This is a genomic window from Streptomyces sp. NPDC006925, from assembly GCF_042869575.1.
In the GTDB taxonomy this organism is placed as follows: Bacteria; Actinomycetota; Actinomycetes; order Streptomycetales; family Streptomycetaceae; genus Streptomyces.
The window spans coordinates 222,977-248,161 of the sequence record NZ_JBIAGB010000006.1 but is presented as its reverse complement, the minus strand read 5'-3'; the positions used below and the strand labels follow the sequence as shown (position 1 = coordinate 248,161).

The 25,185-nt window shown below is 72.2% G+C and carries 26 protein-coding genes; 10 read left to right on the top strand and 16 right to left on the bottom strand.

What is annotated here, in order from left to right; all coding sequences use genetic code 11:
- Positions 1–52 precede the first annotated feature (52 nt).
- On the bottom strand, positions 53–1,024 hold the full coding sequence (locus tag ACFYNS_RS11795; RefSeq protein WP_388602314.1) for an alpha/beta hydrolase family protein: 972 nt from the start codon (positions 1,022–1,024) through the stop codon (positions 53–55).
- 297 nt (positions 1,025–1,321) lie between these two features.
- Here ACFYNS_RS11795 and ACFYNS_RS11790 point away from each other — a divergent pair, with 297 nt between their 5' ends.
- Positions 1,322–1,912, top strand: coding sequence for a TetR/AcrR family transcriptional regulator (locus ACFYNS_RS11790; RefSeq protein WP_360289697.1), 591 nt, complete (start codon positions 1,322–1,324; stop codon positions 1,910–1,912).
- 59 nt (positions 1,913–1,971) lie between these two features.
- Here the strand turns inward: ACFYNS_RS11790 and ACFYNS_RS11785 are convergent, their stop codons facing one another.
- The 3 genes from ACFYNS_RS11785 to ACFYNS_RS11775 all read right to left on the bottom strand — a co-directional run bounded on the left by ACFYNS_RS11785 (position 1,972) and on the right by ACFYNS_RS11775 (position 3,738).
- Entirely contained in the window at positions 1,972–3,003 is a 1,032-nt protein-coding gene (locus tag ACFYNS_RS11785) for a LysR substrate-binding domain-containing protein (RefSeq protein WP_388602312.1), read from the bottom strand.
- A gap of 247 nt (positions 3,004–3,250) precedes the next feature.
- Complete coding sequence (locus ACFYNS_RS11780; RefSeq protein WP_388602310.1) at positions 3,251–3,445, bottom strand: hypothetical protein; 195 nt, start codon at positions 3,443–3,445, stop codon at positions 3,251–3,253.
- An 11-nt stretch (positions 3,446–3,456) separates the two neighbouring features.
- Positions 3,457–3,738, bottom strand: coding sequence for a hypothetical protein (locus tag ACFYNS_RS11775; RefSeq protein WP_360289695.1), 282 nt, complete (start codon positions 3,736–3,738; stop codon positions 3,457–3,459).
- Between the two features lie 135 nt (positions 3,739–3,873).
- On the opposite strand from ACFYNS_RS11775, the gene ACFYNS_RS11770 reads away from it, so the two are divergent.
- Together ACFYNS_RS11770 and ACFYNS_RS11765 are read left to right on the top strand one after the other, a co-directional pair.
- Positions 3,874–4,707 carry a helix-turn-helix domain-containing protein gene (locus ACFYNS_RS11770; protein WP_388602308.1) on the top strand — a complete coding sequence of 278 codons (834 nt, stop codon included), beginning with the start codon at positions 3,874–3,876 and terminating at the stop codon, positions 4,705–4,707.
- A complete protein-coding gene (locus ACFYNS_RS11765) occupies positions 4,700–4,894 on the top strand; it encodes a DUF397 domain-containing protein (protein ID WP_360289691.1) in 195 nt (64 codons plus the stop codon). The genes ACFYNS_RS11770 and ACFYNS_RS11765 overlap by 8 nt, the downstream gene beginning before the upstream one ends.
- A 135-nt stretch (positions 4,895–5,029) precedes the next feature.
- On the opposite strand, the gene ACFYNS_RS11760 is transcribed toward ACFYNS_RS11765, so the two are convergent.
- Complete coding sequence (locus ACFYNS_RS11760; protein ID WP_388602306.1) at positions 5,030–5,452, bottom strand: SgcJ/EcaC family oxidoreductase; 423 nt, start codon at positions 5,450–5,452, stop codon at positions 5,030–5,032.
- Between the two features lie 265 nt (positions 5,453–5,717).
- On the opposite strand from ACFYNS_RS11760, the gene ACFYNS_RS11755 reads away from it, so the two are divergent.
- Complete coding sequence (locus tag ACFYNS_RS11755) at positions 5,718–6,272, top strand: peroxiredoxin (RefSeq protein WP_069992919.1); 555 nt, start codon at positions 5,718–5,720, stop codon at positions 6,270–6,272.
- A 6-nt stretch (positions 6,273–6,278) separates the two neighbouring features.
- Positions 6,279–6,812, top strand: a complete 534-nt coding sequence (locus ACFYNS_RS11750; protein ID WP_360289686.1) for an alkyl hydroperoxide reductase — start codon at positions 6,279–6,281, stop codon at positions 6,810–6,812.
- 252 nt (positions 6,813–7,064) lie between these two features.
- Here ACFYNS_RS11750 and ACFYNS_RS11745 read toward each other — a convergent pair whose 3' ends face one another.
- From ACFYNS_RS11745 to ACFYNS_RS11730, 4 genes are all read right to left on the bottom strand, one after another.
- Complete coding sequence (locus tag ACFYNS_RS11745; RefSeq protein WP_388602304.1) at positions 7,065–9,143, bottom strand: SpoIIE family protein phosphatase; 2,079 nt, start codon at positions 9,141–9,143, stop codon at positions 7,065–7,067.
- 49 nt (positions 9,144–9,192) lie between these two features.
- Positions 9,193–9,828, bottom strand: a complete 636-nt coding sequence (locus ACFYNS_RS11740; protein ID WP_360289683.1) for a methyltransferase domain-containing protein — start codon at positions 9,826–9,828, stop codon at positions 9,193–9,195.
- Between the two features lie 184 nt (positions 9,829–10,012).
- A complete protein-coding gene (locus ACFYNS_RS11735; protein ID WP_360289681.1) occupies positions 10,013–10,705 on the bottom strand; it encodes a DUF402 domain-containing protein in 693 nt (230 codons plus the stop codon).
- A 234-nt stretch (positions 10,706–10,939) separates the two neighbouring features.
- A complete protein-coding gene (locus tag ACFYNS_RS11730; RefSeq protein WP_360289679.1) occupies positions 10,940–12,361 on the bottom strand; it encodes a class II fumarate hydratase in 1,422 nt (473 codons plus the stop codon).
- 76 nt (positions 12,362–12,437) lie between these two features.
- On the opposite strand from ACFYNS_RS11730, the gene ACFYNS_RS11725 reads away from it, so the two are divergent.
- Positions 12,438–12,806: a VOC family protein gene (locus ACFYNS_RS11725; protein WP_360289677.1), complete on the top strand. Its 369-nt coding sequence runs from the start codon at positions 12,438–12,440 to the stop codon at positions 12,804–12,806.
- Positions 12,807–12,898: 92 nt separating this feature from the next.
- On the opposite strand, the gene ACFYNS_RS11720 is transcribed toward ACFYNS_RS11725, so the two are convergent.
- Positions 12,899–14,599, bottom strand: coding sequence for a fumarate hydratase (locus ACFYNS_RS11720; RefSeq protein ID WP_388602300.1), 1,701 nt, complete (start codon positions 14,597–14,599; stop codon positions 12,899–12,901).
- Positions 14,600–14,725: 126 nt separating this feature from the next.
- Here ACFYNS_RS11720 and ACFYNS_RS11715 point away from each other — a divergent pair, with 126 nt between their 5' ends.
- Positions 14,726–15,511, top strand: coding sequence for a DUF1707 domain-containing protein (locus tag ACFYNS_RS11715; RefSeq protein ID WP_388602297.1), 786 nt, complete (start codon positions 14,726–14,728; stop codon positions 15,509–15,511).
- 235 nt (positions 15,512–15,746) lie between these two features.
- Positions 15,747–16,118 (top strand): WhiB family transcriptional regulator, encoded by a 372-nt coding sequence (locus ACFYNS_RS11710; RefSeq protein WP_388602295.1) that lies wholly within the window; start codon positions 15,747–15,749, stop codon positions 16,116–16,118.
- 443 nt (positions 16,119–16,561) lie between these two features.
- Here ACFYNS_RS11710 and glpX read toward each other — a convergent pair whose 3' ends face one another.
- The gene (gene glpX, locus ACFYNS_RS11705) at positions 16,562–17,596 is read right to left on the bottom strand and encodes a class II fructose-bisphosphatase (RefSeq protein WP_019355303.1); all 1,035 of its coding nucleotides are present in this window, start codon (positions 17,594–17,596) and stop codon (positions 16,562–16,564) included.
- A 226-nt stretch (positions 17,597–17,822) separates the two neighbouring features.
- Between glpX and ACFYNS_RS11700 the strand changes: the two genes are divergently transcribed.
- On the top strand, positions 17,823–18,416 hold the full coding sequence (locus tag ACFYNS_RS11700) for a DUF4245 domain-containing protein (RefSeq protein WP_360289669.1): 594 nt from the start codon (positions 17,823–17,825) through the stop codon (positions 18,414–18,416).
- A gap of 196 nt (positions 18,417–18,612) precedes the next feature.
- On the opposite strand, the gene ACFYNS_RS11695 is transcribed toward ACFYNS_RS11700, so the two are convergent.
- The 4 genes from ACFYNS_RS11695 to ACFYNS_RS11680 all read right to left on the bottom strand — a co-directional run bounded on the left by ACFYNS_RS11695 (position 18,613) and on the right by ACFYNS_RS11680 (position 22,668).
- Positions 18,613–19,206: a malonic semialdehyde reductase gene (locus ACFYNS_RS11695; RefSeq protein WP_388602293.1), complete on the bottom strand. Its 594-nt coding sequence runs from the start codon at positions 19,204–19,206 to the stop codon at positions 18,613–18,615.
- A gap of 235 nt (positions 19,207–19,441) precedes the next feature.
- The gene (locus ACFYNS_RS11690) at positions 19,442–19,783 is read right to left on the bottom strand and encodes an exodeoxyribonuclease VII small subunit (protein WP_388602292.1); all 342 of its coding nucleotides are present in this window, start codon (positions 19,781–19,783) and stop codon (positions 19,442–19,444) included.
- Between the two features lie 9 nt (positions 19,784–19,792).
- A complete protein-coding gene (gene xseA, locus ACFYNS_RS11685) occupies positions 19,793–21,007 on the bottom strand; it encodes an exodeoxyribonuclease VII large subunit (RefSeq protein WP_360289665.1) in 1,215 nt (404 codons plus the stop codon).
- Positions 21,008–21,159: 152 nt separating this feature from the next.
- Positions 21,160–22,668 carry an APC family permease gene (locus tag ACFYNS_RS11680; RefSeq protein WP_360289663.1) on the bottom strand — a complete coding sequence of 503 codons (1,509 nt, stop codon included), beginning with the start codon at positions 22,666–22,668 and terminating at the stop codon, positions 21,160–21,162.
- A 243-nt stretch (positions 22,669–22,911) separates the two neighbouring features.
- On the opposite strand from ACFYNS_RS11680, the gene ACFYNS_RS11675 reads away from it, so the two are divergent.
- Positions 22,912–23,949 (top strand): 4-hydroxy-3-methylbut-2-enyl diphosphate reductase, encoded by a 1,038-nt coding sequence (locus tag ACFYNS_RS11675; RefSeq protein ID WP_360289661.1) that lies wholly within the window; start codon positions 22,912–22,914, stop codon positions 23,947–23,949.
- A gap of 463 nt (positions 23,950–24,412) precedes the next feature.
- Here the strand turns inward: ACFYNS_RS11675 and ACFYNS_RS11670 are convergent, their stop codons facing one another.
- Positions 24,413–25,087 carry a DUF6542 domain-containing protein gene (locus ACFYNS_RS11670; RefSeq protein ID WP_360289659.1) on the bottom strand — a complete coding sequence of 225 codons (675 nt, stop codon included), beginning with the start codon at positions 25,085–25,087 and terminating at the stop codon, positions 24,413–24,415.
- Positions 25,088–25,185: the final 98 nt, after the last annotated feature.

The window sequence follows — 25,185 nt, the reverse complement described above, 5'->3', positions numbered from 1 at the left end:
GGAAGCCCGCCGCGAGAAGCCCTCCGGAGCGATGCGGACGGTTTCGAGGGGGCTACTTGCTCTGCAGCGTCCCGAGCGGCTCGGCGGCTCCTTCCAGCGCGGCGACGGCCGTCTTCCACTCCGCGGCGCCGGCGCCGCCGGGGGAGAGGGCGTCGCGCAGGAAGGCCGTGCTGAGCTGCTGGATCAGGGCGACGCGTGCGGGGCTCTCGTCGGTCGTCTCGGCGACCTCGTATCCGGGGATCCCGCCGAGCGAGTGCTCCGCGCCGAACAGCGTGAGCAGGTGCTTGGGGCCCGGGCTGTGGGTGTAGGGGTCGGTGAACCAGTCCGGCCCGCGCGTGGACAGGTGGGACTGGTCCCGGTCCCCGGCGACGATCAGGGCCGGTGCGGTCATGCTGTCGAAGGACGGCCGCATGAAGGGCAGGTGCTCGACGGCGAAGGGGGTCAGGTCGTCGCCCAGGCCGGTCAGGGCGAGCAGCACTCCCGCCGTGACGCGGGGGTCGGACAGGTCCTCGCCGGGCACGCCGTCGGTGTCGAGGACGCGCGCGCCCAGCAGCGTGCTGACCGTCTGGGCTCCCCAGGAGTGGCCCGCCACGGCGATCCGTTCGCGGTCCAGGCGCCCGGCGAGGCCCGGCACGGCGGCTGCCACGGTGTCGAGCGCGTCCAGCACCCGCGTGATGTCCTCGATGCGCAGCCGCCAGATCCGCGGTGTACGGGGATCCTCGGCGGGGATGCCGAGCGTCCGGGAGTCCAGGTGGGTGGGCTGGAGGACCACGAAGCCCTGGGCGGCCCAGTGGTCCGCCAGCGGCGCGTAGCCGTTCATCGACCAGCCGAAGCCGTGCGAGAAGACGACGACGGGCAGGTCGGTGCCGGTCGCGGGGGCGGACACGCGGACCTGGAGGTCCTCGCCCCGCTCGCCGGGCGCTGCCAGGACCACCGGCTTGGCGGAGACCACCGTCGTCGGCGCGGTCCTGTTCGTCGGGTCGTTCGCGTTCCTGGGGTCGGTCGGGGTGATCGGGTCGGGCATGGAGGTGCCTTCCGTTCAGGGGGCATCGCTCGGGACCGGCGGGACCGGCGACGGTGGCGTCGCGGTCCGGGCCGGTGGGGGAGCGAGGGCGGTTCGCGGCCGCGGCCGTTGCCGGTCCGGGCGCCGGCGGTCGCGCACTCCTGCTCCCGGTGCTTCCGGGAGGTGGCGTGAGCGCGAAGGCGGCCCGGCCGGCGGCTGCCGGGTTCTGCGATGATGAATGAAACGGAACCTTGTTCCGCTAAAAACGATACGGAACGCCGTTCCGTTTTGCAAGAGCTGTCAGGGAAGGAGCGCACGGTGAGCGACGCCAGTCAGGGACCGACCGACGGGGCAGGCCCGAAGCGCAAGGACGTCCGGCGCAACCAGCGGGCCCTGCTGGACGCGGCCGCGGCGGTCTTCGTCGCCTCGGGCGTGGACGCCCCGGTCCGCGACATCGCGGCCCAGGCCGGAGTCGGGGTGGGCACCGTCTACCGCCACTTCCCCACCCGCGCGGACCTGGTCATCGCCGTCTACCGGCATCAGGTCGACGCCTGCGCCGAGGCCGGACCGGCCCTGCTGGCCGACAGCCCGACACCCCGTGCGGCGCTGGAACGGTGGGTCGGCCTCTTCGTCGACTTCCTGGTCACCAAGCACGGCCTCGCCGCCGCGATGCAGGGGGACAGCGCCGGGTTCGAGACGCTGCACGCCTACTTCCTCGAACGCCTCCTGCCGGTGTGCACCGAACTCCTCGACGCCGCAGCCGCGTCCGGCGAGATCCGCTCCGACCTCGACGCGTACCACCTGATGCGCGGCATCGGGAACCTCTGCATCGGCGCCGAGAGCGACCCCCGCTACGACGCCCGCCGACTGGTCGAGATCCTCGTCGCCGGACTGCGCCGGCCGTCCTGACCGCGGTGCGTCGACAGTGGCCGGGTGGGAGGGGCCCGGCCGGCGCCGCGCCCGCGGCGCTACGGCAGTGCGAGCCGTACCGGCAGCGACCGCAGAGCCGCGCGCAGGGCGTCACCGAACGCGCGGAACTCCTCCTCGCGGGCGGCGCCCTCCCGCATCGCCAGCGCGATCCGCCGGGCCGGCGCGGGGTCGGCGAAGTGCGCCGTGGCCAGGGACGGGTTCCGTCCGGCCTCCACCCGCACCGCGGTGTGCGGCAGCAGCGTCACGCCCATGCCGCCCGCCACCAGCTGCACCAGCGTGGAGAGCCCCGCCGCGCTGGTGGTCACACTCGCCCCCTCCGTGCGGCCCGCCTCACGGCAGATGTCGAGGGCCTGGTCCCGCAGGCAGTGGCCCTCGTCGAGCAGCAGCAGATCCAGCTCGCGCAGCATCGAGCGCGGCAGATCGCTCCGCCCTGCCACCGGGTGCCCGTCCGGGGTGACCAGTACGAAGTCCTCGTCGAACAGCGGTATCTCGCGCACCCACGGCGCCCCGAGGGGCACCGCGCACAGCAGCAGGTCCAGCCGCCCCTGCCCGAGCCCCTCCAGCAGTGAGGCGGTCTGCTCCTCGTGGACCTGGAGATCCAGATCCGGATAGCGCTGGTGCACCAGCCCCAGCACCGTGGGCAGCAGGTAGGGAGCCACCGTCGGGATCACCCCCAGCCGCAGCACCCCGGTGAAGGGCGCCTGCGCGGCCTCGGCCTCCTCCATCAGCTCACCCACGGCGTGCAGCACCGACCGGGTACGGGCGGCCATCCGCTCACCCGCGGGCGAGAGCAGCACCTTCCGGGTGGTCCGCTCCAGCAGCTGCACCCCGAGCGTCTCCTCCAGCGCCGCGACCGCCCCGGACAGCGCCGGCTGACTCATCCCGAGCGCGGCGGCCGCCTCCCGGAAGTGCAGATGCTCCGCGACGGCGGCGAAGGCACGAAGCTGCGCCAGGCTGGGCTGGCGGGCGCGCGCCGCGCGCGTGGCCGCCGCCGGGCTCCGGCTCGGCTTCGGGGCCGTGGTCCGAGCCGGGGTACGGGGTTGCTGCGCGGGGACGGTGGGGCCGGTCACTGATAACTCACTCCAATCAACCGGGCCAACTGTATCCACTCCCGCAATCAATTCCGCACCCCGGTCCTCCGGCCCGGAATCCGGCCCGGAGTCCGCTTACCGCCGGGTGGTGTCGCAAGGGGCTCACATCCGTCCCGGACACAGCCCCAGAACGAAGCCGCACGCCCCACTCACGGTCACGATCATGATCGGTCCGGCATACGCCATCAGAATCCGAAGAATGCGCTTCAATTCCAGTCACCTTCTTTCATTCGGCCACATCCGGGTGTGCGTACTCGAAATGGGAGCGCCACTGCCGCATCGCCCAGAACAACAGTTGGTCTCGTCGGGAGCAGTTCGGCATGCGCGCATACCCCGCGTAGGTGGACGAGGCGTTCTCGCACCACATGCATCCGTGGACGATCGGAGGAGGAGAAAACGCCTCCCCTGATACGTCGCCCACGTCGAACACCACTACGAAGCGCCGGAGGCGTAGATGAGCGCCTCGCAGCCCGAGCAGTAGGTCCCGTCCCCGCGCCGGTCCAGCCGGGGATGAGCGCAGACCGCCTCCACGGCCTCCACCGGGAAGCCGCGCTCGGCACCGCCGGTCAACGGGCGTACGAACGCCGTTCGCTCGAATCTCCGCCGATACGGGCCGTCCGCGGAGTTCGGCACGTCTTCCACGGCCATGAGTTTCATCAACCGGTCGTCCTCCACACCGAGGACCCGGACGGTGATCCCGACTTGTAGCTCCATCACCTGCGCCCTTTCTTCGGACTCTGTGGTGAGGACAACACAACTCGCGTTAATCTGGCACGACTTGCCGCGCGTAGGGCAAGACGGGGGTGTGGGTATCACGGGCGTTACGCCGCACAAAGGGGCTGATCAGACGTGGGGCAGCAGAATCGGCGCGCGGAGGACTTGCCTGCCGCCATCGCCACTCAGGGATTCGGCGCAGACGTGAAAAGAGTCCGGCTCGCGCGCAGACTGACGCAGAAACAACTGGGCAACGCCACCGGCTACAGCGAGGGCTATGTGAGCAGAGTGGAGGCCGGTAAGAAGTCACCTTCGGAGAAATTCGCCGCCGGATGCGATCTCGCGTTCGGTACCGGTGATCTGTTCTCCGAGCAGCTTCGCCGCATCCTGTACGGCGAGCGCGTGCCCGAGTGGTTCGCGCCGTACGTGGAACTGGAGGCGAAGGCCGACAGGATCCTGGACTACAGCCCCGTCTTCCCGATGGGCATCCTCCAGACCGAGGCGTACGCCCGAGCCGTCTTCCGCGCCGGACCACTGGCGGCGAAGGGCGAGGACACCACTCCGTCCCTGGCGGCCAGGCTGGACCGCAAGGCGCTCCTCGACCGGCCGACGCCTCCGCTGCTGTGGGTGGTACTCACCGAGAGCTGTCTCCGGACGCCGGTGGGAGGTCCGGCTCTCATGCAGGAGCAGCTCGGGTACCTGGCACGGTTGGCGGAGCACCCTCGCGTCACACTCCAAGCGCTTCCGTACAGGGCAGGCGCGTATCCGTGCACCACGCCGTTCACACTGCTCCGCAGCGGCGGTTGGTGCGCCTACTCAGAGTTCCCGGTCGGCGGCCGGTCGTACGATGCTCAGGACTTCGTAACGGAGTGCATGGATCTGTTCGACCTCATCCGGGCACGTGCGTTGGGGCCGGACGAGTCGGTCTCATTCATCCAAGAGATCAGCGAGGACCATCGAAATGGCTGACATTCAGTGGGTCAAGAGCACCTACAGCAGCGGGAACGGCGGGCAGTGCGTCGAGTGGGCGCCGCAGCTCGCCGCCTCCGGAAACGTCCCCGTCCGGGACAGCAAGGACACCAGCCGGGCGTCGTTGAGCTTCCCGACCGCCGCCTGGTCCGCGTTCGTCAGCGAACTCAAGCACGCCGAGCGCTGACGCCGCACGCGTGGTGCGCGCCCCCGTCCGGCCGGACACCTCCGGACACCCGACGGGCGGGGGCGCGCAGCCATGCGGTGAAGCCCCGAGAACGTGCGGCAGCCGTACCCTGGCGAGCCGCGGCGCAGGAGCCGCTCAGCGGACCGGTGTCGTCTGGGCCAGGGCGATGCGCCAGTCGCCGTCCTGACGGGTCATGACATAAGTCATGGCGCCGACCGGGGGCAGCTCCGAGGGGGCCTCGGCCTCGGGCCGTTCGTCGTGGACGGTCTTGGTGAGGCTGACGACGGCGACACCCGGTGTGGTGAACCGGATGTCGCGGACCCGGAGCGAGGTCCGGACGTCTTTGAGGGGGGACGAGAGCGCTTCGGCCATGGCCGAAGCGAAGGCATCGCGCCCGAAGAGGCGCCGACCGGCGATGTTGACGATCACCGCGTCCGCGGTGTGCAGGGCGGGCAACAGATCGGGGTCGGCCTGCGCCGTCTGAGACTGCGCGACCAACTCGCGGATCCGCTGCTCGTCAGTCTCGTCGGCCGGGGGAGTGGGGCTCGACATGTCCATGCGCCGAACATAGAACTTCAACTCAGGTTCAAGTCAACTGCCGTCGGTCCCCCCATGGCACTCGCTCGGTCTGCCGGTGCGACCTGCGGGCGGCCGGCTCTCGGCCGGCTCTCGGGGCAGCCGGATTCTGATAGGCAGAGGCGATCAACGGGCGCGCACGTGCCGATTTCCGCGATCAATGACGGGTGTGGTTAGGTGGTCCCGACCAACCTCCAGGAATGCTCGCAATCCGGGCATCCTGGTCGCAAGTACAAGGAGTGTGTACGTGCTCACCGTCGGTGACAAGTTTCCTGAGTTCGAGCTGACTGCCTGCGTCTCCCTGGAGAAGGGCAAGGAGTTCGAGGACATCAACCACAAGACCTACGAGGGCAAGTGGAAGGTCGTCTTCGCTTGGCCGAAGGACTTCACCTTCGTCTGCCCGACGGAGATCGCCGCCTTCGGCAAGCTGAACGAGGAGTTCGCCGACCGCGACGCGCAGATCCTCGGCTTCTCCGGTGACTCGGAGTTCGTCCACCACGCCTGGCGCAAGGACCACCCGGACCTGACCGACCTGCCGTTCCCGATGATGGCCGACTCCAAGCACGAGCTGATGCGCGCGCTCGGCATCGAGGGCGAGGACGGCTTCGCGCAGCGCGCCGTCTTCATCGTGGACCAGAACAACGAGATCCAGTTCACGATGGTGACCGCGGGCTCCGTCGGCCGTAACCCCAAGGAGGTCCTGCGGGTCCTCGACGCGCTGCAGACCGACGAGCTGTGCCCCTGCAACTGGACCCAGGGCGAGGACACCCTCGACCCGGTCGCGCTGCTGGCTGGTGAGTGAGAAGCCATGGCTCTCGACGACCTGAAGTCGGCCCTTCCCGGTTACGCGAAGGACCTCAAGCTCAACCTGGGCTCCGTCATAGGCAACTCGGAGCTGCCCAAGCAGCAGCTCTGGGGCACCGTGCTGTCCTGCGCCATCGCGGTCCGCTCCGGCATCGTGCTGCGCGCGCTGGAGCCGGAGGCCAGGGAGAACCTGAGCGAAGAGGCGTACACCGCCGCCAAGTCGGCCGCCGCCGTCATGGCGATGAACAACGTCTTCTACCGCACCCGGCACCTGCTGTCGGACCCGGAGTACGGCACGCTCCGTGCCGGGCTGCGGATGAACGTCATCGGCAACCCCGGTGTCGAGAAGGCGGACTTCGAGCTGTGGTCGCTCGCCGTCTCCGCGATCAACGGCTGCGGCCAGTGCCTCGACTCGCACGAGCAGGTGCTGCGCAAGGCCGGAGTGGACCGCGAGACGATCCAGGAAGCCTTCAAGATCGCAGCCGTCCTCCAGGCGGTCGGCGCCACCCTGGACGCCGAGGAGCAGCTCGCGGGCTGAGCCCCGCCCTCTCCCGGTGACACCCGCGTCCGGCCCCGGATGCGCCCGCCCCCGCGGCGGCGCACCCGGGGCCGCGCCGTGTCACCGACCGGGCCGAGTCGGCCCGGAGCGTACTCGTCGGCCCGAACCGGCCGGACGCGCACCGGCCGCCCCGAACGGCCGGAACCGGCCCGAACCATGTCGGCCCGACCCGTGCCGACCCGTGCCGACCCGTGCCGACAGGGCCCGACGCTCCGGGAGGCGGCCGCCGCCTCACAGCTCCGGGGCGTGCTCCGGTGCGGCGTCCGGGACCGGGAGCTCGAACCAGACCACCTTGCCGGTGGACAGCCGGGTGGCGCCCCACCGCCGGGCCAGCCGGTTGACCAGGTACAGCCCGCGTCCGCCCTCGTCGGTGGCGCGGGCCTGCCGCAGCCGGGGCAACTGCGGTACGTCGTCGCCCACCTCGCAGCGCAGCACGTCGGTGCGCAGCAGCCGTAGCGTGATGGGGCGTTCGGCGTACCGCACCGCGTTCGTGACGATCTCGCTCACGAGCAGCTCGACGGAGTCGGACAGCTCCTCCAGGCCCCAGCGGGTCAGCGCCCGACGGGCCAGCCGACGGGCCTGCCGCGCGGTCTGGGCCCGCGGGTCGAGGAACCAGTACGCCACGTCGCTCGGCGCGATGCCGTCGAACCGGGCGGCCAGCAGGGCGATGTCGTCGTCCCGGTCGCCCGGGCCGACGATGTCCAGCACCTCGTCGCACAGCGGCTCCAGCGGGGCCGAGGCGCCGGGCCGGGTCAGCCGGGCGGTCGCGGCCAGCTTCTCGCGCAGGTGCTCGATGCCGGTCCACACGTCGCGCTGCCGCGACTCGACGAGCCCGTCGGTGTAGAACAGCAGCGTGGCGCCCGCCGGTGCGTCCAGCTCCACGGCCTCGAAGTCGACGCCACCCACGCCGATCGGCGCCCCGGCCGGTATCCGCAGCACCTCGGCCCGTCCGCTGCGGTGCAGCAGCACCGGCGGCGGGTGGCCCGCGTTGGCGACCACGATGCGGTGCGCGACCGGGTCGTAGACGGCGTACAGGCAGGTCGCCATGCGGTCGCTGCCGAGCCGCTGGGCCTGCTCGTCCAGGTGGTGCAGCACCTCCTGGGGCGGCAGGTCGAGCCCGGCCAGAGTCTGCGCCGTCGTCCGCAACTGGCCCATGATCGCCGCGGATGTCATCGAGTGGCCCATCACGTCGCCGACCACCAGCGCCACCCGCGAGCCGGGCAGCGGAATGGCGTCGTACCAGTCGCCGCCGACCCGCGCCGTCTCCGCGGCGGGCAGATAGCGGCTGGCCAGGGTCACCCCGGTCGGCTGCGGGAGCTCGTCCGGCAGCATGGTGCGCTGGAGCTCGTCGGCGATGTACGCCTCCCGCCCGTAGAGCACCGCCTTGTCCACGCCGAGCGCCGTATGGGTGGCCAGCTGCGCGGCGATCAGCAGATCGTCCGGTTCGAAGGCGGGACGGTCCGGGCGGCGCAGGAAGACCGCGGCGCCGATCACCCGGCGGCGGCCCCGCAGCGGCGCCAGGATCGCCCGGTGGCCGCCGGGCACCTCGCGCTCCGGGCCGAGGAGTTCGGGCAGCGCGGCGCTGGCCGCGGGGGAGTCCGCGAAGACCGGCCGCACCCCGCGCAGCACCTCGGCCAGCGGGCCGCCCGTACGCACCTCGGCGAGCTGCGCAGCTACCGTGCCCGCCGCGCCCGCCGCCATGCCCGCCGCCATGCCCAGGGACAGGCCGGAGGCCTCCGCCGCGGACCGGCCCTGGTATCCGGCGTCGGCCGGATGCCCGGCGGCCTCGGGCGCGGTCAGGCCCGCCGGCGCCTGTGCGGCCTGCAGCGCCTGCGCCGACAGCGGGTCCTCGGGAATCCGGTCGCTGCGCCGCAGCCGCAGCACGAAAGGGCCGGTGGGCCGCTCGTCGCCGACCGGCAGCGGATCGCGCAGATAGACGAGGATCGCGTCCGAGTACGCCGGCACGCTGGCGCGGCACAGGCCCAGCACCGTCTCGTCCAGGTCCACCCCGCGCGCGATACGCCGCGTCGCCGCGCCGACGAACCGCAGCCGGTCACCGCCGCGGCGCTCCCGCTCGGACCGTTCGCTGAGCGCGTCGTCCTCCGCCGCGGGCTCGGTGACGGCCCGTTCGGCGGCGTCGCCGGGCTGCGGCGGGTGTGGTCGCGGTCCCGGCGGGACGCCCTCGCGCTCCCGCCGCGCCGACTGGTCCCCGGCGCCGGTGGGGGCGCCCCCCGAGGGTGCGGGGTGCGTCGGATCGGTGGTGCTGTTCACCGCAGGTTTCTCGTGCTCCGTCACGCGTTCGGTTTCCATCCATCCGGGGCTGCGCGTCGGCGCACGCCCTGCGCTGGGTGCTCGCGGTCTATGGGCGTCGTCGGCACTGCAAGAAAAGCTGAATCTCGGGAGGTACGTCCGTGCTCGCAGGAGCGTACGCGCGTGCGTCCTCTCCCACGACATCGAATCCCGCGTCCTGGACCACCCCGCGCAGTTCGTCCCGCAGATAGCCGGATACCCGGATCGAGTTGCCCAGGAACGGGATGGCGAAATCGTTCACGTCCGCCTCCACCATCCCCAGCACCAGCGGGCCCTCGCCGCGCAGTTGCCGATGCAGGGCGCGCAGTGCGAACGGGATCTCCTCGCGGGGCAGCATCAGCAGCGAGAAGAAGGCGGCGACGCCGTCGAAGGGGCCCAGGCCCGAGGACTCCAGCGCCGCCACGTCCAGCTTGTGGCAGTCGCTCTCGGGCACGTTGTCGCGGCACAGCTTCAGCATCGAGGATGACAGGTCGATGCCGACGACCGAGTGGCCCGCGTCGGTGAGCTGGCGTGCCGTCGGCAGACCGGTGCCGCAGCCCACGTCCAACACCCGGGACCCGGGCGGCAACTGGTCCGCCAGCCAGGCACCGCTGTCGAGCTGGCCGTCCTTGTGCGGAAAGGCCTCGTCGTAGCGGTCCCCTATGGCGTCGAACGCCTCGGGCTGCCCGGATCTGTCGATGCTCATCCGGGCGAATCCGTCATATACCCCGAGTTCTGCCCCGGATGTCCCGCCGGCCCCGAAACCCGCAGAGCTGCTCACGGCTGGGCTCCTTCCTGGCTGCCGGTCAAGTCCCCGGGGGGTGAGGGGAGTTGTTGTGCAGCGGTACTGTTTACGGACGTTGATCCTACGTTTGCAGTATGGGGGCGCATCAAGGGGCATCGGGAGCCCGGTACCCGGACGCGTCCCGCGGCGGCCGGTCCCAGTCCTCCGGCAGCGGCGGCACCGGCCAGGCCGGATCGGGCCGCCAGTGCTCCCAGCCGTCCGCGAACGGCGAGCCCCAGGACCGCACCGCCTCGACCGCGCGCCGCCCCGCCGCGCGGATCCGCTCCGCCTGCGCCGCGTCCAGCAGCCCGACGCGCTGCGCCTCGGCGAACTCGTCCTCGTCCCGCCACTCCCAGCGGCCGTCCGGGCTCACCTCCAGGTCCAGGAAGTGGTCCTCGGAGTCCACCCCGCCCGGCCAGCGCAGCAGCGGCTCCTCGAGGTTGACGTAGAAGTTCTTGAACCGCCAGCCGTCCGCCCAGAAGAGCCACACCGACCACGGCTCACCAGGGCGCGCCAGTTTCAGCACACCCGTCCCGAACCAGGGGGTGAAGGCGGCCCTGCGCGGCTTGGTGTAGCGGGTGGCCAGCGGCTCGTGGTGCACGGGCGTGCCGTCGGCCATCTCGGGCCGTACGCACTGCGTGCCGGGTGCCAGCCAGACCGCCAGCAGCTCCGCCGTGTCCCGGACGACGGTCACAGGACGGCAGATGTGGGGGTGCGTGGCGCCGTTGGCGCGGTACCGCCACAGGATCCGGGTCCCTGTGGGCCACCGCTGCCGGTGCGCCGTCTGTTCCGCTGTCATGACGGGATCTTAGATGTGCGGTCGGTCGGACCGCCGTGAGCTGTGCCGCAGCGCGCCGGGTGCCCGTTCCGCCCCGGTCCGGGGGACGCCTGCCGAGCCGGAACCGCCGCTCCCCGAGCCGGAACCGCCGCTCCCCGAGCCCGGGGCGCCCCTTCCGAGCCCGGCGTGCCCGGTGGCGGGGCACCGGACTCAGGGGGCGCCATTCCCGTCCAGGAGGCGTCCCGCCGGGCCGCCTCAGGGGTGCGTCATGCCCAGTACATCCAGCGCGGCGTCCAGTTGCTCCAGCGTCAGCTCCCCGCGCTCCACATGGCCCGCGGCCAGCACCGCCTCGCGGATGGTGCACTCCTCGGCCATGGCCCGCTTGGCCACGGCCGCCGCGTTCTCGTAGCCGATGTACCTGTTCAGCGGGGTGACGACCGAGGGCGACGACTCGGCGAACTCCCGCGCACGGCGGGTGTTCGCGGTGATGCCGTCCACCGTGCGGTCGGCCAGCAGCCGTGCGGCGTTGGCCAGCAGCCGGATCGACTCCAGCAGGTTCTTGGCCATCACGGGCAGCATCACGTTCAGCTCGAAATTGCCCGCGGCCCCGGCTGCCGCCACCGTCGCGTCGTTCCCCGTGACCTGCGCCGCCACCATCAGCACCGCCTCCGGCACGACCGGGTTGACCTTGCCCGGCATGATCGACGAGCCGGGCTGCAGGTCGGGCAGCGCGATCTCGGCCAGGCCGGTGCGCGGCCCCGACGCCATCCAGCGCAGATCGTTGCAGATCTTGGTCAGCCCCACGGCGACGGTCCGCAGCTGTCCGGAGGTTTCCACCAGCGCGTCCCGCGCGCCCTGTGCCTCGAAGTGGTTCCGCGCCTCGGTCAGCGGCAGCCCGGTGGCCTCGGCCACTTCGGCGATGACGGCGGCCGCGAAGCCCGGTGGGGTGTTGATCCCGGTGCCCACGGCCGTACCGCCGAGCGGGAGTTCGGCCAGCCGGGGGAGCGCGGCCCGCAGCCGCTCGACGCCGTAGCGCAGCTGCGCCGCATAGCCGCCGAACTCCTGGCCCAGCGTCACCGGGGTGGCGTCCATCAGGTGGGTGCGCCCCGACTTGACCACGTCCGCGAACTCCCCGGCCTTCCCCTCCAGCGAGGCGGCCAGGTGCTCCAGCGCCGGGACCAGATCGGCGGTCACCGCCGCGGTGGCGGCGATGTGGATGGACGAGGGGAACACGTCGTTCGACGACTGGCTGGCGTTGACATGGTCGTTCGGATGCACGGAGGCGGCCGGGGAGCCCGCGGCGGCCAGCCGCTCGGTCGCCAGGGTCGCCAGCACCTCGTTCATGTTCATGTTCGAGGAGGTGCCCGAACCGGTCTGGAAGACGTCGACCGGGAAATGGTCGTCCCAGCGGCCCCCGGCGACCTCCTCGGCCGCGGCCCGCACCGCCTCGGCCCGCTCCTCGTCCAGTACCCCGAGCCGGGCGTTGACCACGGCGGCCGCCGCCTTGACGCGGGCCAGCGCCTGGATGTGCGCCCGCTCCAGCCGCTGCCCGCTGACGGGGAAGTTCTCCACGGCCCGCTGCGTCTGCGCACGCCACCTGGCGTCCGCGGGGACCCGCACCTCTCCCATCGAGTCGTGCTCGACCCGGTACTCGGTGCTGTCTGTGCTGTCCGTCATCGTGCGCACACCTCCCTGCTCCTCAGCACTCCTCAGCATCTCGCATCCCGGCCGCATTCCTGGCTAGGGTCAGGGCATGACGAGTCGTATCTCGGTGCTGTGCATCGACGCTCTGGAACCCCGGGTCGTGGCGGACTTCTGGTGCCGGGTGCTGGACTGGCGGATCAGGGAGGAGGCCGAGGGCGGGGTCACCATCGGCCCCTCGGACCCGGCGCTGCCGGGCATCGACGTCTTCCCCGTCCCCGAGCGCAAGACGCTCAAGAACCGTCTCCACCTGGACCTGCGGGCCGACGGCAGCACCACCGAGGAGGAGCTGCGGCGCCTCCTGGAGCTGGGCGCCACCCGGGTGGACGTCGGCCAGTCACCGGACGTCACCTGGACGGTGCTCGCCGACCCGGAGGGCAACGAGTTCTGCCTGCTGGGGCGGGCGGTCCAGGACCTGTGACGCCCTGAGCTGCCGGGTGCGCAGGGCCCGGGCCCTGCCGGGTGGCGTCGGGCCCGGGGACCGGCCGGGTGGCGCCGCGTCCCGCCGAGGGCTCAGGAGCCGGAGCGCACCGGGATGGAGGTGACGAACGGCTGCTCGGGTGCGGGATCGGCGAAGAAGTCGTTCCCCTTGTCGTCGACGACGATGAACGCCGGGAAGTTCTCCACCTCGATCCGCCAGACCGCCTCCATGCCCAGCTCCTCGTACTCCAGGACCTCGACCTTCTTGATGCAGTCCTGGGCGAGCCGGGCGGCCGGACCGCCGATGGAGCCGAGGTAGAAGCCGCCGTGCGCCGCGCACGCGTCGGTGACCTGCTTGCTGCGGTTGCCCTTGGCCAGCATCACCCTCGAGCCGCCCGCGGCCTGGAACTGCTCGACGTAGGCGTCCATCCGCCCGGCCGTGGTGGGGCCGAAGGAACCGGAGGCGTACCCCTCGGGGGTCTTGGCCGGGCCCGCGTAGTAGACGGGGTGGTCCTTGAGGTACTGCGGCATCTCCTCGCCCGCGTCCAGCCGTTCCTTGATCTTCGCGTGCGCGATGTCGCGGGCGACGACCAGCGTGCCGGTCAGCGACAGCCGGGTGCGGACCGGATGCTTGGTCAGCTCGGCCAGGATCTCGTCCATGGGGCGCGCCAGGTCGATCCGCACGGCGTCGAGGTCGGCGCCCGCGCCCTCGGTCAGCTCGGAGTCCGTCGTCTCCGGCAGGAAGCGCGCCGGGTCGGTCTCCAGCTGCTCCAGGAACACGCCCTCGGCGGTGATCTTCGCTTTGGCCTGGCGGTCGGCCGAGCAGGACACCGCGATGGCGACCGGGCAGGAGGCGCCGTGCCGGGGCAGCCGCACCACGCGCACGTCGTGGCAGAAGTACTTGCCGCCGAACTGGGCGCCGATGCCGATCTGCTGCGTGAGCTCGAAGACCTTCTCCTCCAGCTCCTTGTCCCGGAAGCCGTGCCCGGCCGGCGAACCGGCGTCCGGAAGCTCGTCCAGGTAGTGCGCGGAGGCGTACTTGGCGGTCTTGAGCGCGTACTCGGCGCTGGTGCCGCCGACGACGATCGCCAGGTGGTACGGCGGGCAGGCGGCCGTGCCCAGCGAACGGATCTTCTCCTCCAGGAACTTCATCATGCTCGCCTCGTTGAGCACGGCCTTCGTCTCCTGGTAGAGGAAGGACTTGTTGGCGCTGCCGCCGCCCTTGGCCATGAACAGGAACTTGTAGGCGTCGCCGTCCGTCGCATACAGCTCGATCTGGGCCGGGAGGTTGGTGCCGGTGTTCTTCTCCTCCCACATGGTGAGCGGGGCCATCTGCGAGTAGCGCAGGTTGAGCCGGGTGTAGGCGTCGTGGATGCCGCGCGAGAGGGCCTCCTCGTCGCCGCCCGCCGTCAGCACCTGCTGCCCGCGCTTGCCCATCACGATCGCCGTGCCGGTGTCCTGGCACATGGGCAGCACCCCGGCCGCCGCGATGTTGGCGTTCTTGAGCAGGTCCAGCGCGACGAACCGGTCGTTGGCGCTGGCCTCGGGGTCGTCCAGGATGCGGCGGAGCTGCGCGAGGTGCTCGGGGCGCAGGTAGTGCTGGATGTCGTGGACGGCTTCGGCCGCCAGCTTGCGCAGCGCCTCCGGCTCCACCTTGAGGAAGGTCCGCCCGTCCGCTTCGAAAGTGCTCACGCCCTCGCTGGTGATCAGGCGGTACGGCGTGGGGTCCGCGCCGGCGGGGAGCAGATCCGTGTAGGAGAACTCCGGGCTGGCCGGTCGGGAGCTGGCAGACATACGGGGACTCTTCCTCTCACACTTACGGCTCTCGACGATGGGAGCGCGTCTCACAGCGTAGAACCCGCGTGCAAGGAGTCGCTGCGGGGGTAGTCGCGATCTATCGCGTCTGGGTACGCTGCCCCTGTGACTGAAGACTCTTTCCGCACCTCGCTCCAGAAGCAGCAGTCCGGCGAGCGGTCCCCGGAGCCCGCGGCGGCAGCGCCGGCGCCGGCTCCCGCTGTGGAGCCCGGCGGGGTGCGCGCCTCGGACGCCGACCGGGACCGGGTCGCGGACATCCTCCGCGAGGCCCTCGCGGAGGGCCGGCTGGACGCGGAGGAGCACGGCGAGCGGATCGAGGCGGTCTACGGGGCCAAGACAATGGGCGAACTGGAGCCTCTCGTGCGCGATCTGCCCGCGGGCCGCTCGGGCGCCTCCGGCGGGGAGCACGGCGGCGCGGGGACGCACGGGGGCGGCCAGCGGTCCTACGGCACCGCGTTCGCGAACTTCTCGGCCTCGCACACCTCCGTCCCGTCCGCGCCCGGCAACTGCTCCAAGGAGAACCTGGTCGCCGTCTTCAGCGGCGCCGGGCGCAAGGGGCGCTGGCGGGTCCCGCGGAAGATCAACGCCTTCGCCTGCTTCGGCGGAATCGAGATCGATCTCACCGAGGCGTTGTTCGAGCACCCGCACGTGCAGATCAACGCCACTGCGATCTTCGGGGGAATCGAGATCCGGGTCCCGGAGAACGTCACCCTGCAGCAGAAGGGCGCCGGGATCTTCGGCGGTTTCGACGTCCGCGTCAACGACTCCGCCGATCCGGACGCGCCGACCGTGCTGGTCGAGGGAGTGGCGATTTTCGGCGGTGTGGACGCCAAGCCGAAGCGTGGCCGCCTCATCCAGAACCTGCGCGACCGGCTGCGCAAGGAGCTCTGAACGAGCGGGGCGCATGGGGCGTTCAGCGTGCGCCGGGGAGCGCACGCTGGGGCGCGTATCAGACGACACGCAATGCATACCGGCGCGTACAGCGGGTAGGGCTCGGGCATCGTCTTGCGTACGGCGAGAGTTTGCGAGCCGGCCCCGAGGGGCCCGCGGGGGAGCCGCGGACTGCCGTACGCCGCAAGACGGGTGAAGGGGAAACAAACCTCCGTCGTCGCGTCAGGAGCAGACCGTGCTGCACACGCCGCATCAGTCCCTGCAGGCCGCCGCCACCGTCCCCGCACAGCGAACGCCTGAGCGAGACGACCAAGCGGGCCCCTGGCACGCGGACGCCGTCTGCCGCCGGGACGAGGCGGGTCTCTTCTTCGCCCCCTCCAAAGAACCCACCGCCGCCCGACTCTCCCGTGAACAGGCCGCCAAGCGCGTCTGCTCGGGCTGCCCCGTCCTGGTCGAGTGCCGCGAGCACGCCCTGGTGATGCCCGAGCCCTACGGCGTCTGGGGCGGCCTCACCGCCGCGGAACGCCGCGTCGTCCTCTCCCGCCGCCGCCGCGCCACGAAGTCCCCGACCGCGGGGCAGCCCGCCGAGGTCTCCCGCATCGCCTAGCTGCACCGACCTGAAGCCCACGCCTCGCTCGGCCCTTCTCCGGTGCCGGAGAGGGGCTCCTTCCGGAGGCTGCTCCCGGGAGGCGCTGCCACTGTCCGGCACCGCGCCGGGGGCCGGCCGCTGCTCGGTACCGGGTGTCGACCGCTGTCCGGCGTCGGGGGAGGGCCGGCCGCCGTCCGGTTGTCCACGAGGTGCGGGGACTGCGGCTTGCCGTGCGCCCGCTCCCGGCTTCCCGGCCGGGCGCGAGCCCTTCTCCCTGTGCCCCGTGCCCCCTGCGCTGCGACACGTCGGCGGTCCGGGGCGAGGGCCGGGCGGGCGTGGCCGTCATGCGGGGCGCACAAGGTCCGCGAGGCGGCCCGCGAGGGCGGCGTCCGATGCCGGCCCGGCCCCGGCCCGATACCTGTCAGGGGCGCCGCTGTGGACGGGCCGGCCGCGCGCAGCCCTCAGCGGGCGCGGTCGAAATCGACGGCGCTGTAGGCGCGCAGCTTCGAGAGCCGGTGCACGGAGTCGATCTGGCGGATGGTGCCCGACTTCGACCGCATGACCAGCGACTGGGTGTAGGCGCGCTCGCCCCGGTAGTGCACACCCCGCAGGAGATCACCGTCGGTGATGCCGGTGGCGACGAAGAACACGTTCTCACCGCTGACCAGGTCGTCGGTGAGCAGCACCTGGTCCAGATCGTGGCCCGCGTCGAGAGCGCGCTGCCGCTCCTCGTCGTCCTTGGGCCACAGTTTGCCCTGTATCGTCCCGCCGAGGCACTTGATCGCGCAGGCCGCGATGATGCCCTCCGGGGTGCCGCCGACCCCGAGCAGCAGATCGACGCCGGTCTCCTCGCGCACCGTCATGACGGCACCCGCCACATCGCCGTCCGAGATGAACTTGATCCGGGCGCCCGCCTCGCGGATCTCCTTGACCAGGCCCTCGTGCCGCGGCCGGTCGAGTACGACGACGGTCACGTCCTCCACGCCGCAGCCCTTGGCCTTGGCGATCCGGCGGATGTTCACCGCGGGCGGCGCGGTGATGTCCACGAACTCCGCCGCTTCGGGCCCGGTGACCAGCTTGTCCATGTAGAAGACCGCGCTCGGGTCGAACATCGAGCCCCGCTCGGCCACGGCCAGCACCGAGACCGCGTTACCCATGCCCTTGGCGGTGAGCGTCGTGCCGTCGACCGGGTCGACGGCCACATCGCACTCGGCGCCGGTGCCGTCGCCGACGCGCTCCCCGTTGTAGAGCATCGGGGCCTCGTCCTTCTCGCCCTCGCCGATCACCACCACGCCGTTCATGGAGACCGTGGAGACGAGCGTGCGCATCGCCTTGACGGCCGCGCCGTCCGCGCCGTTCTTGTCGCCCTTGCCGACCCAGCGCCCCGACGCCATCGCCCCGGCCTCGGTGACCCGCACCAACTCCAGGGCCAGGTTGCGGTCAGGTGCCTCCGGGCTGACTTCGAGCGGGGAGGGCAGGTGGTGGTGTTCGGTCATCGGAACACACCTTTCTGTACGGCGACTCTGGACGGCCACTGCGGCGACGTGAGCTGTGCCGATTCGGCGAGGGTGGGCAGGATTTTACCCGTACGCCACAGACTGAGCAGGGGCACCCACGGATGAGCGGCCGGGCAGGGGTGTGCTCGCGGCCACCGGCCGGGCGCTGCGCCCACTGTGCGCACCCTCGCGCGGGCCGTCGACCGGCATAAGGGACGATGGGGGCGTGGCAGCAGACAAGAAACGCGGCGCACAGGCCGTGCGCGACATGGTCATCTCGCTGGTAGTGATCATTCTCGCCGCCGGGGTCGTCTACCTGTTCGTCCCGCACGACGACAAGAAGGACCCGGTCAAGCCCGTCGGCTACCGGGTCGAGTTGGCGTCCGCACGGCGCGCGGCGCCGTACCCCGTCGCCGCGCCGCAGGGACTGTCCGACCAGTGGCGCGCCACCTCTGTCCGCTACAAGGCGGACAGCCCGCTGGGATCCGCCTGGCACCTGGGCTTCATGACACCGGACAACGAGTACGCCGCCGTCGAGCAGAGCGACGAGGAGCGGCCGGCGCGGTTCGTCGAAGACGTCACCCAGGGCGCGGAGAAGACGGCGAAGAAGCAGCGCGTGGCGGGCGCGGAGTGGACCCGCTACCGCGGCCCCAAATACGACGCGCTGGTGCGCACCGCCGAGGACGGCACGTCGGTGACGGTGGTCACGGGTACGGCGAGCTTCCAGCAACTGGGCGAGCTGGCCGGAGCCCTCCGCGCCGAGTCGCACAAACCCGCCGACAGCCCGTCCGCGTCGGCCCCCGCCGAGCAGGCCGGATAGCGCGCGGCGCGCCGCGCCTGGCGGACGGGCGGGCGTCGTCCGGCCCGGCGGGCCGTCGGCATCGCCCCGGCGGAAAGGGAAGCCCCCCGCGCGAGGGGGGGGTACGCGCGGGGGGCGGTTCGGGGGACGCCGACCGCGGAACGGGATCAGCGCCGGACGCGGTGCCGCGCAGGGCGGCGCCGCACGGGACGGTGGCTCAGAGAGCGGTCACCACGTCGTCGTAGGAGAGCCGGGGCGAGCGCGGCGCGAACGCGTCGGGGCCCGGCTTCCCGATGTTGGCGACCAGCAGGACGCGCTGCTGGCCGTCGCCGAAGAACTCCTTGTCGACGCCCTCGTGGTCGAAGCCGGTCATCGGGCCGACGGCCAGTCCCGCGGAACGTACGCCGAGGATGAAGTATCCGGCCTGGAGCGCGGCATTGAGGGCACCCGCGCTCTCCCGTGCGCTCTCCTCCGCGAACACCGCGTCCTTGATGTGCGGGGCGTGCGGGAAGAGCTCGGGCAGCCGCTCGTGGAAGTCCAGGTCGTAGGAGAGGACCACGGTCAGCGGCGCCTTGCGGGTCTTGGGCACGTTGCCCTCGGCCATGTGCGCCAGCAGCCGCTCGCGGGACTCGGAGGAGCGCAGCAGGGTGAGGCGCAGCGGCGACTGGTTGAAGGCCGTGGGGCCGTACTTCACCAGGTCGTAGATCGCCTGGACCTGCTCCTCGGTGACCGGTTCGTCCGTGAAGGTGTTGGCGGTGCGGGCCTCACGGAAGAGGAGGTCCTGGGCTGCGGGGTCGAGGGCGAGTGCCATGGGGTGGTGCCTTGCCTTTGCGTACGACGTTCGGGGTGCAGAGACAAGTGTAACCAACACTAGTTAAAGCTTGAACAATACTGCCGGTGGGCTGCCATCGGTGGGCTGCTGCCGGTGGGCCGTCGTCGGGTGCGGGGCCGCCTCGGGTGCCGGTCAGGTCCGGCCCTCGGCGTCGGTTCTGCTTCCGGGCAGTGCCTCTGCCGAGCGCTCTGTGGCCCTTTTCACCGCCCGGGGCTCACCGCTCGTCCTCCTCCGCGTCCCCGTCTTCTTCCTCTTCCTCTTCCTCTTCCTCCTCTTCTTCTTCCAGCACCGCGTCCAGCCGGGCCCGGGCGCCTTCCAGCCAGGCGCGGCAGATACCCGCAAGCTCCTCGCCGCGCTCCCACAGCGCCAGCGACTCCTCCAGCGTCGAGCCGCCGGACTCCAGCCGCTGCACGACCTCGACCAGCTCGGCCCGCGCCTGCTCGTAGCTGAGCGCATCGGCTGAGGCCAGCTCCGCCTGGGACGCGCCTGCCGCAGCGTCCGCCGCGGCACCCGCCGGGCCGCTCGCTGCGGCCTGACCTTCCGTATCCGTCGTCATACGGCCAGCCTATGCGTGCGGTCCGACAGCGACGCCGAACTCCCCGCCGGCCACCCGGGCCCGCAGCCGGTCGCCCTCCGCGACCTCCGCGGCGTCCCGGACCACGGCGCCGTCCTCCCGTTGCAGCACCGCGTAGCCCCGCTCCAGCGTGGCGGCCGGGGAGAGCGCGACGACGCGGGCGAGGGTGTGTTCCAGGGCGTCCTCGGCGCGGGTCAGCCGGTGGTCGAGCACCCGCCGGGAGCGGTCCAGCAACGCCGTGATCCCCTCCTCGCGGTCCACCACCATGGCGTGCGGATCGGCCATGGCGGGGCGGCTCATCACCTCCGCGAGGCCGCGCTCCTCGCGCTCCAGCTGCCCGTTGATCACCCGCCAGGCGCGCTCCCGCAGGGCCCGCACCCGCTCGTGCTCCTCGCCGACATCCGGCACGGTGTCCTTCGCCGCGTGCGTGGGCGTGCGCGAGCGCAGGTCGGCGACCAGGTCCAGCAGCGGCGCGTCCGCCTCGTGCCCGATCGCCGACACCACCGGAGTCCGCACCGCCGCGACGGCACGCACCAGACGCTCGTCCGAGAACGGCAGCAGATCCTCCATACCGCCGCCGCCCCGCGTCACGATGATCACGTCCACGTCCGCCCGCGCGTCCAGCTCGTTCAGCGCCTCGATGATCTGCGGAACCGCGTAGACGCCCTGGACCGCCGTGTTCCGCACCTCGAAGCGCACCGCCGGCCAGCGCTCCCGCGCGGTGTGCAGCACATCCCGCTCGGCGTCCGAGGCCCGGCCCGTGATCAGTCCTATCCGCTGCGGCAGGAACGGCAGCGGTCGCTTGCGCTCCGCCGCGAACAGCCCCTCGGCCGCCAGCGTCTTCCGCAGCCGCTCCAGCCGCGCCAGCAGCTCGCCCATCCCCACCGGGCGGATCTCCGCGGCGCGCAGCGAGAGACGGCCCGTCTTCTCATACCACTCCGGCTTCGCGTGCACGACGACTCGGGCGCCCTCGCTGATGACGTCCTTGACCTGTTCGTACACCTGACGGAAGCAGGTGACGCTGAGTGAGACCTCGCGGGAGGGGTCGCGGAGCGTCATGAAGACGATGCCGGCACCCGGCCGCGGCGAGAGCTGGACGATCTGCCCCTCCACCCAGACCGCGCCGAGCCGGTCGATCCAGCCACGGATCAGCCGCGAGACCTCGCTGACGGGAATCGGGGATTCGGCGGACGTGGTGAGAGCCATGCGAGAAGGCTAGGCCCTGCCACCGACAGCCCGGCGCTCCCGGCGTCCGCCGCTCCGCGCCCCTGCTTTCCGCCCGCCCGCCCTACGCCCGTCCTGACGCCCGCCCTTACGCCGGGCCGCCCGTCCGCACGGCCGCTTCGGCCGGGCGGTGGTCAGCCGGCTGCGGTGTCCCGCCCGGCTGCCGCTTCCCGCCGGTCCCGCCGCCGCAGCACCGCCAGCGCCAGCAGGGCGAACGCCAGCCACACCAGGCCCACCCAGTGCGCCTCGCGGTTTGCCGTGACGATCACCGCGACGATGATCCCGAGCCCGACCAGCGGTACCACCCAGTTCCACAGCACGTGCGCCCGCCGCCCCGCCGCGGCACCGGGTGCGTCGCCTTCGGGCGCCGGACCCCCGGGTGTCGAGCCTCCCGGCGCCGCGGCCCGGGCCACCGGGCGCCGTCCCTCCCGTCGGCCGAGCCCGTAGTAGCCCATGACCGACAGGTGCAGCATGCCGAAACCGAAGAGGGCGCCGATGTCCACGACGGAGACGAGGCGGTCCAGACCGTCGGCGGCCCGCGCGGCCCACACCGCGGCGCACAGCGTCAGCACCGCGCTCAGCAGCAGCGCCCGCCCCGGAACCCCGGTGCGGTTGCCGACCTCGGCCAGTACCCGCGGCAGCCGCCGGTCGCGCGCCATGGCGTACAGCAGCCGCGCGGCCGCCGCCTGCCCGGCCAGCGCCGCGAACGCCGCACCGATCGCCTTGCTCACCGCCACCGTCGTCTCCAGCCAGCCGCCCACCGCCGCCTTCGTCGCCGTGTAGAAGGCAGCACCCTGGGAGGCCGGATCGTCGGCGAGCCGCTGCGAGGAGTCCTGCGACAGCAGCGCGGCCAGATAGGTCTGGACGACGAAGAGCACCCCGGTCACCAGCAGGCACCACACCAGGGCACGGGCGACCGGGGTGGCGCGGTCGCCCTTGCCGACCCGCGCCTCCTCGGCGAAGTTCGCGATGGCGTCGAAGCCGAGGAAGGAGAGCACCGCCACGGAGACCGCACTCAGCAGCGCCGTCAGCGAGAAGGCGCGGTCCCCGGTGACCGGGGAGAGCCAGCCCCGCTCGGGACCGTCCTGCACGAGGACCACCAGCGCGGCTGCCACGAACACCAGAAGCACCAGGATCTCCATGGCCAGGACCAGGAATCCGACCACTGCCGCGCGGCGCACCCCCGAGAGATTGAGCGCTGTCGTCACCACCACCGCGAGGGCCGTCCAGATCCACTGGTCCACCTCGGGCACCAGTTGCGCCATGGCGATGCCGGAGAACAGGTAGGCGACGGCCGGGATGAGCAGGTAGTCCAGCATCATCATCCAGCCGGCCACGAAGCCGGCGCCGGGCCCGAGGCCGGCGCGCGCGTACGCGTACACGGAGCCCGCCTGCGGCACCGTATGGATCATCCGGGAGTACGAGAAGGCCGTGAACGACATCGCCACCGTCGCGACCACGTACACCAGCGGCACCACACCGTGGCTGCGCGCGTCCAGCGCACCGTAGATGCCCACCGGCGCCATCGGTGCGATGAACAGCAGGCCATAGACGATCAGGTCGCGCAGCGTCAGACTGCGCCGCAGCGCCCCGTCCGGGCTGTCCCCGAGGATGTCGGCCGTGCGCGAGCGGGCTCCAGGCATGGGGCCAGCTTGCCGCAGAACGCTCCCCACGGCAGTGGGCAATGCGCCCCCGGCCGCGTCATGCGCCCCGCCGCGGGACGAGCCTCCGCCGCGGAACGAGGCCCGCCGTACCTCGCACATTCGCGCCCCTGGCGCACACCGGCGCCTGCTCGCACCCCCGTGCCCTCGCCGGATGCCTCCGCCGCCCCGCGCCACTCCGGGCGGCCCCCGGAACGGTGCGAGCACGGCCTTTACGATGGACCCATGACTGGTACGCCCGCCCGCAGGCCCGACGACGCACCGGAAACCACCGCACCGCAATCCGCCGCTCCGGGCCGCCGCCGCGTCCTGCTGGCCGCGCCCCGCGGTTACTGCGCGGGCGTGGACCGCGCGGTGATCGCCGTGGAGAAGGCGCTGGAGCAGTACGGTGCTCCGATCTACGTACGGCACGAGATCGTGCACAACAAGTACGTGGTCCAGACCCTGGAGAAGAAGGGCGCCGTGTTCGTCGAGGAGACGGACGAGGTGCCCGAGGGCGAGATCGTCATCTTCTCCGCGCACGGTGTCGCGCCCACCGTCCACGAGGAGGCCGAGCGCGGCAAACTGGCCACCATCGACGCCACCTGCCCCCTGGTCACCAAGGTGCACAAGGAGGCCGTGCGGTACGCCAAGGAGGACTACGACATCCTCCTGATCGGGCACGAGGGCCACGAAGAGGTCATCGGCACCAGCGGCGAGGCGCCGGACCACATCACGCTGGTCGACGGCCCGGAGGACGTGGGGAACGTCGAGGTCCGCGACCCCGAGAAGGTGGTGTGGCTCTCCCAGACCACCCTTTCGGTGGACGAGACCATGGAGACGGTCGACGCGCTCAAGGGCCGCTACCCGAACCTGCTCTCGCCGCCCAGCGACGACATCTGCTACGCCACCCAGAACCGCCAGACCGCGATCAAACAGGTCGCCGCGGAGGCCGACCTGATCCTCGTGGTCGGCTCCAAGAACTCCTCCAACTCGGTACGCCTGGTGGAGACGGCCCTGACGCACGGCGCCAAGGACGGCCACCTGGTCGACAACGCGGAAGAACTCGACGAAGCGTGGCTGGAAGGCGTCGAGACGATCGGCCTGTCCTCCGGCGCCTCGGTCCCCGAGGTCCTGGTCGACGGCGTCCTGGAGTGGCTGGCGCAGCGCGGCTGGGACGAGGTCGAGATCGTCAAGCCCGTCGACGAGCACATGCAGTTCTCGCTCCCGAAGGAACTCCGCCGCGATCTGCGCTCCGAGGCCGCCGACCGCGCCCGGGCCTGACACCGGCCTCCGCCTGGGCCTGACACCGGCCTCCGCCTGGGCCTGACACCGGCCTCCGCCTGGACCTGACACCGGCCTCCGCCTGTCGGTCCGGCCGAGCCCGGCTTGACCGGACTCGGGCCTGACGACGGCATCGTGCTTCTTGTGCGCAGAGCCCCTTCCGGCATCGTGGCCCGCCACGGGATCCAGGTCCCCCTCCCGGCCCCGCACCGCACCGCGCTCGCCGTCCCCCGGGCGTAGGCCCGGGGGACGGGTCCGGGTCCGGGGGCGGGTTCGGGCAGGGCCGGGCCCGGGCCGGTGCAGAGCCCGGACCCGGCGCGCCGTTCAGCCGCGCCGGCTCCGACGGGCCCCGACCGGTTCCGACGGCGCCGTTGTCGCGAAGCTCCGTCGTCGCCCTCGACGCCGCGCCACCGGGGCGACGTCGGCCGAGGCACGCTCCGGGCCGCTCACCGGCCGACGGCCCTCACCCTGCCGCAGCGCGCCGCCGGGCGCGGCGCTGCTCCAGGCCGAGGGCTGCCCTCCGGACGAGGGCGACAAGCGCGGCTGCCAGGGTGCCGGCGTACAGCCACCCCGCGTGCACGGCCAAACCCGAGAAGACGTTCTGGAGTACTCCCATGACGCCGTCCCCGGCGCCCCCGGCGAAGAAGAGCCCCGCGGTGTAGGCGAGCGGCACCGCGACCGGAGCGGTGAACAGCTCTGTCGGCCGTACCCACACGGCGGCGGCCATGGAGACGAGGACGAACCCGATGCCGTAGAAGGCGGGCGCCCCGCCGGGCATCAGGGCCACCAGGCCCCCGATCAGCACCATCAGCAGCGTGGCGAACACTCCGACGCCGAGCCCGGTCAGGCGCGGTGCCGACGGGGCCGCACCACGCCGGGCCGTCCCGCTGCGAGCCGGCCGCTGCCGCCCGCCTGCCTGCTTGCCCGCACCCCGCCGGGGTGTGCCTCTCGGCGGAGCGGAGGGCCGTGCCTGCGCCTTCTTCCGGCGACCCGGAGACGCGGGTGCGGGGGCGGGCGTTGCCGGATGCGGGAGCCGCGGGCTCTGCCGGGTGGCGGCACCGCCGCCTTCGGCACGGCTGCCCGTGGGAGGGGCCCCGTACGGATCGTGCTGGGTCGTGCGCGCGCTGCGTTGCTCCACCGGGCCACGGTAGGCGTTCCGGCCCCGTGGTGGCCGTCATGAACACGCGGATTCCGCCAAAGGTGCCGGTCCGGCGCACCATGCCCACCCGGTCCGCC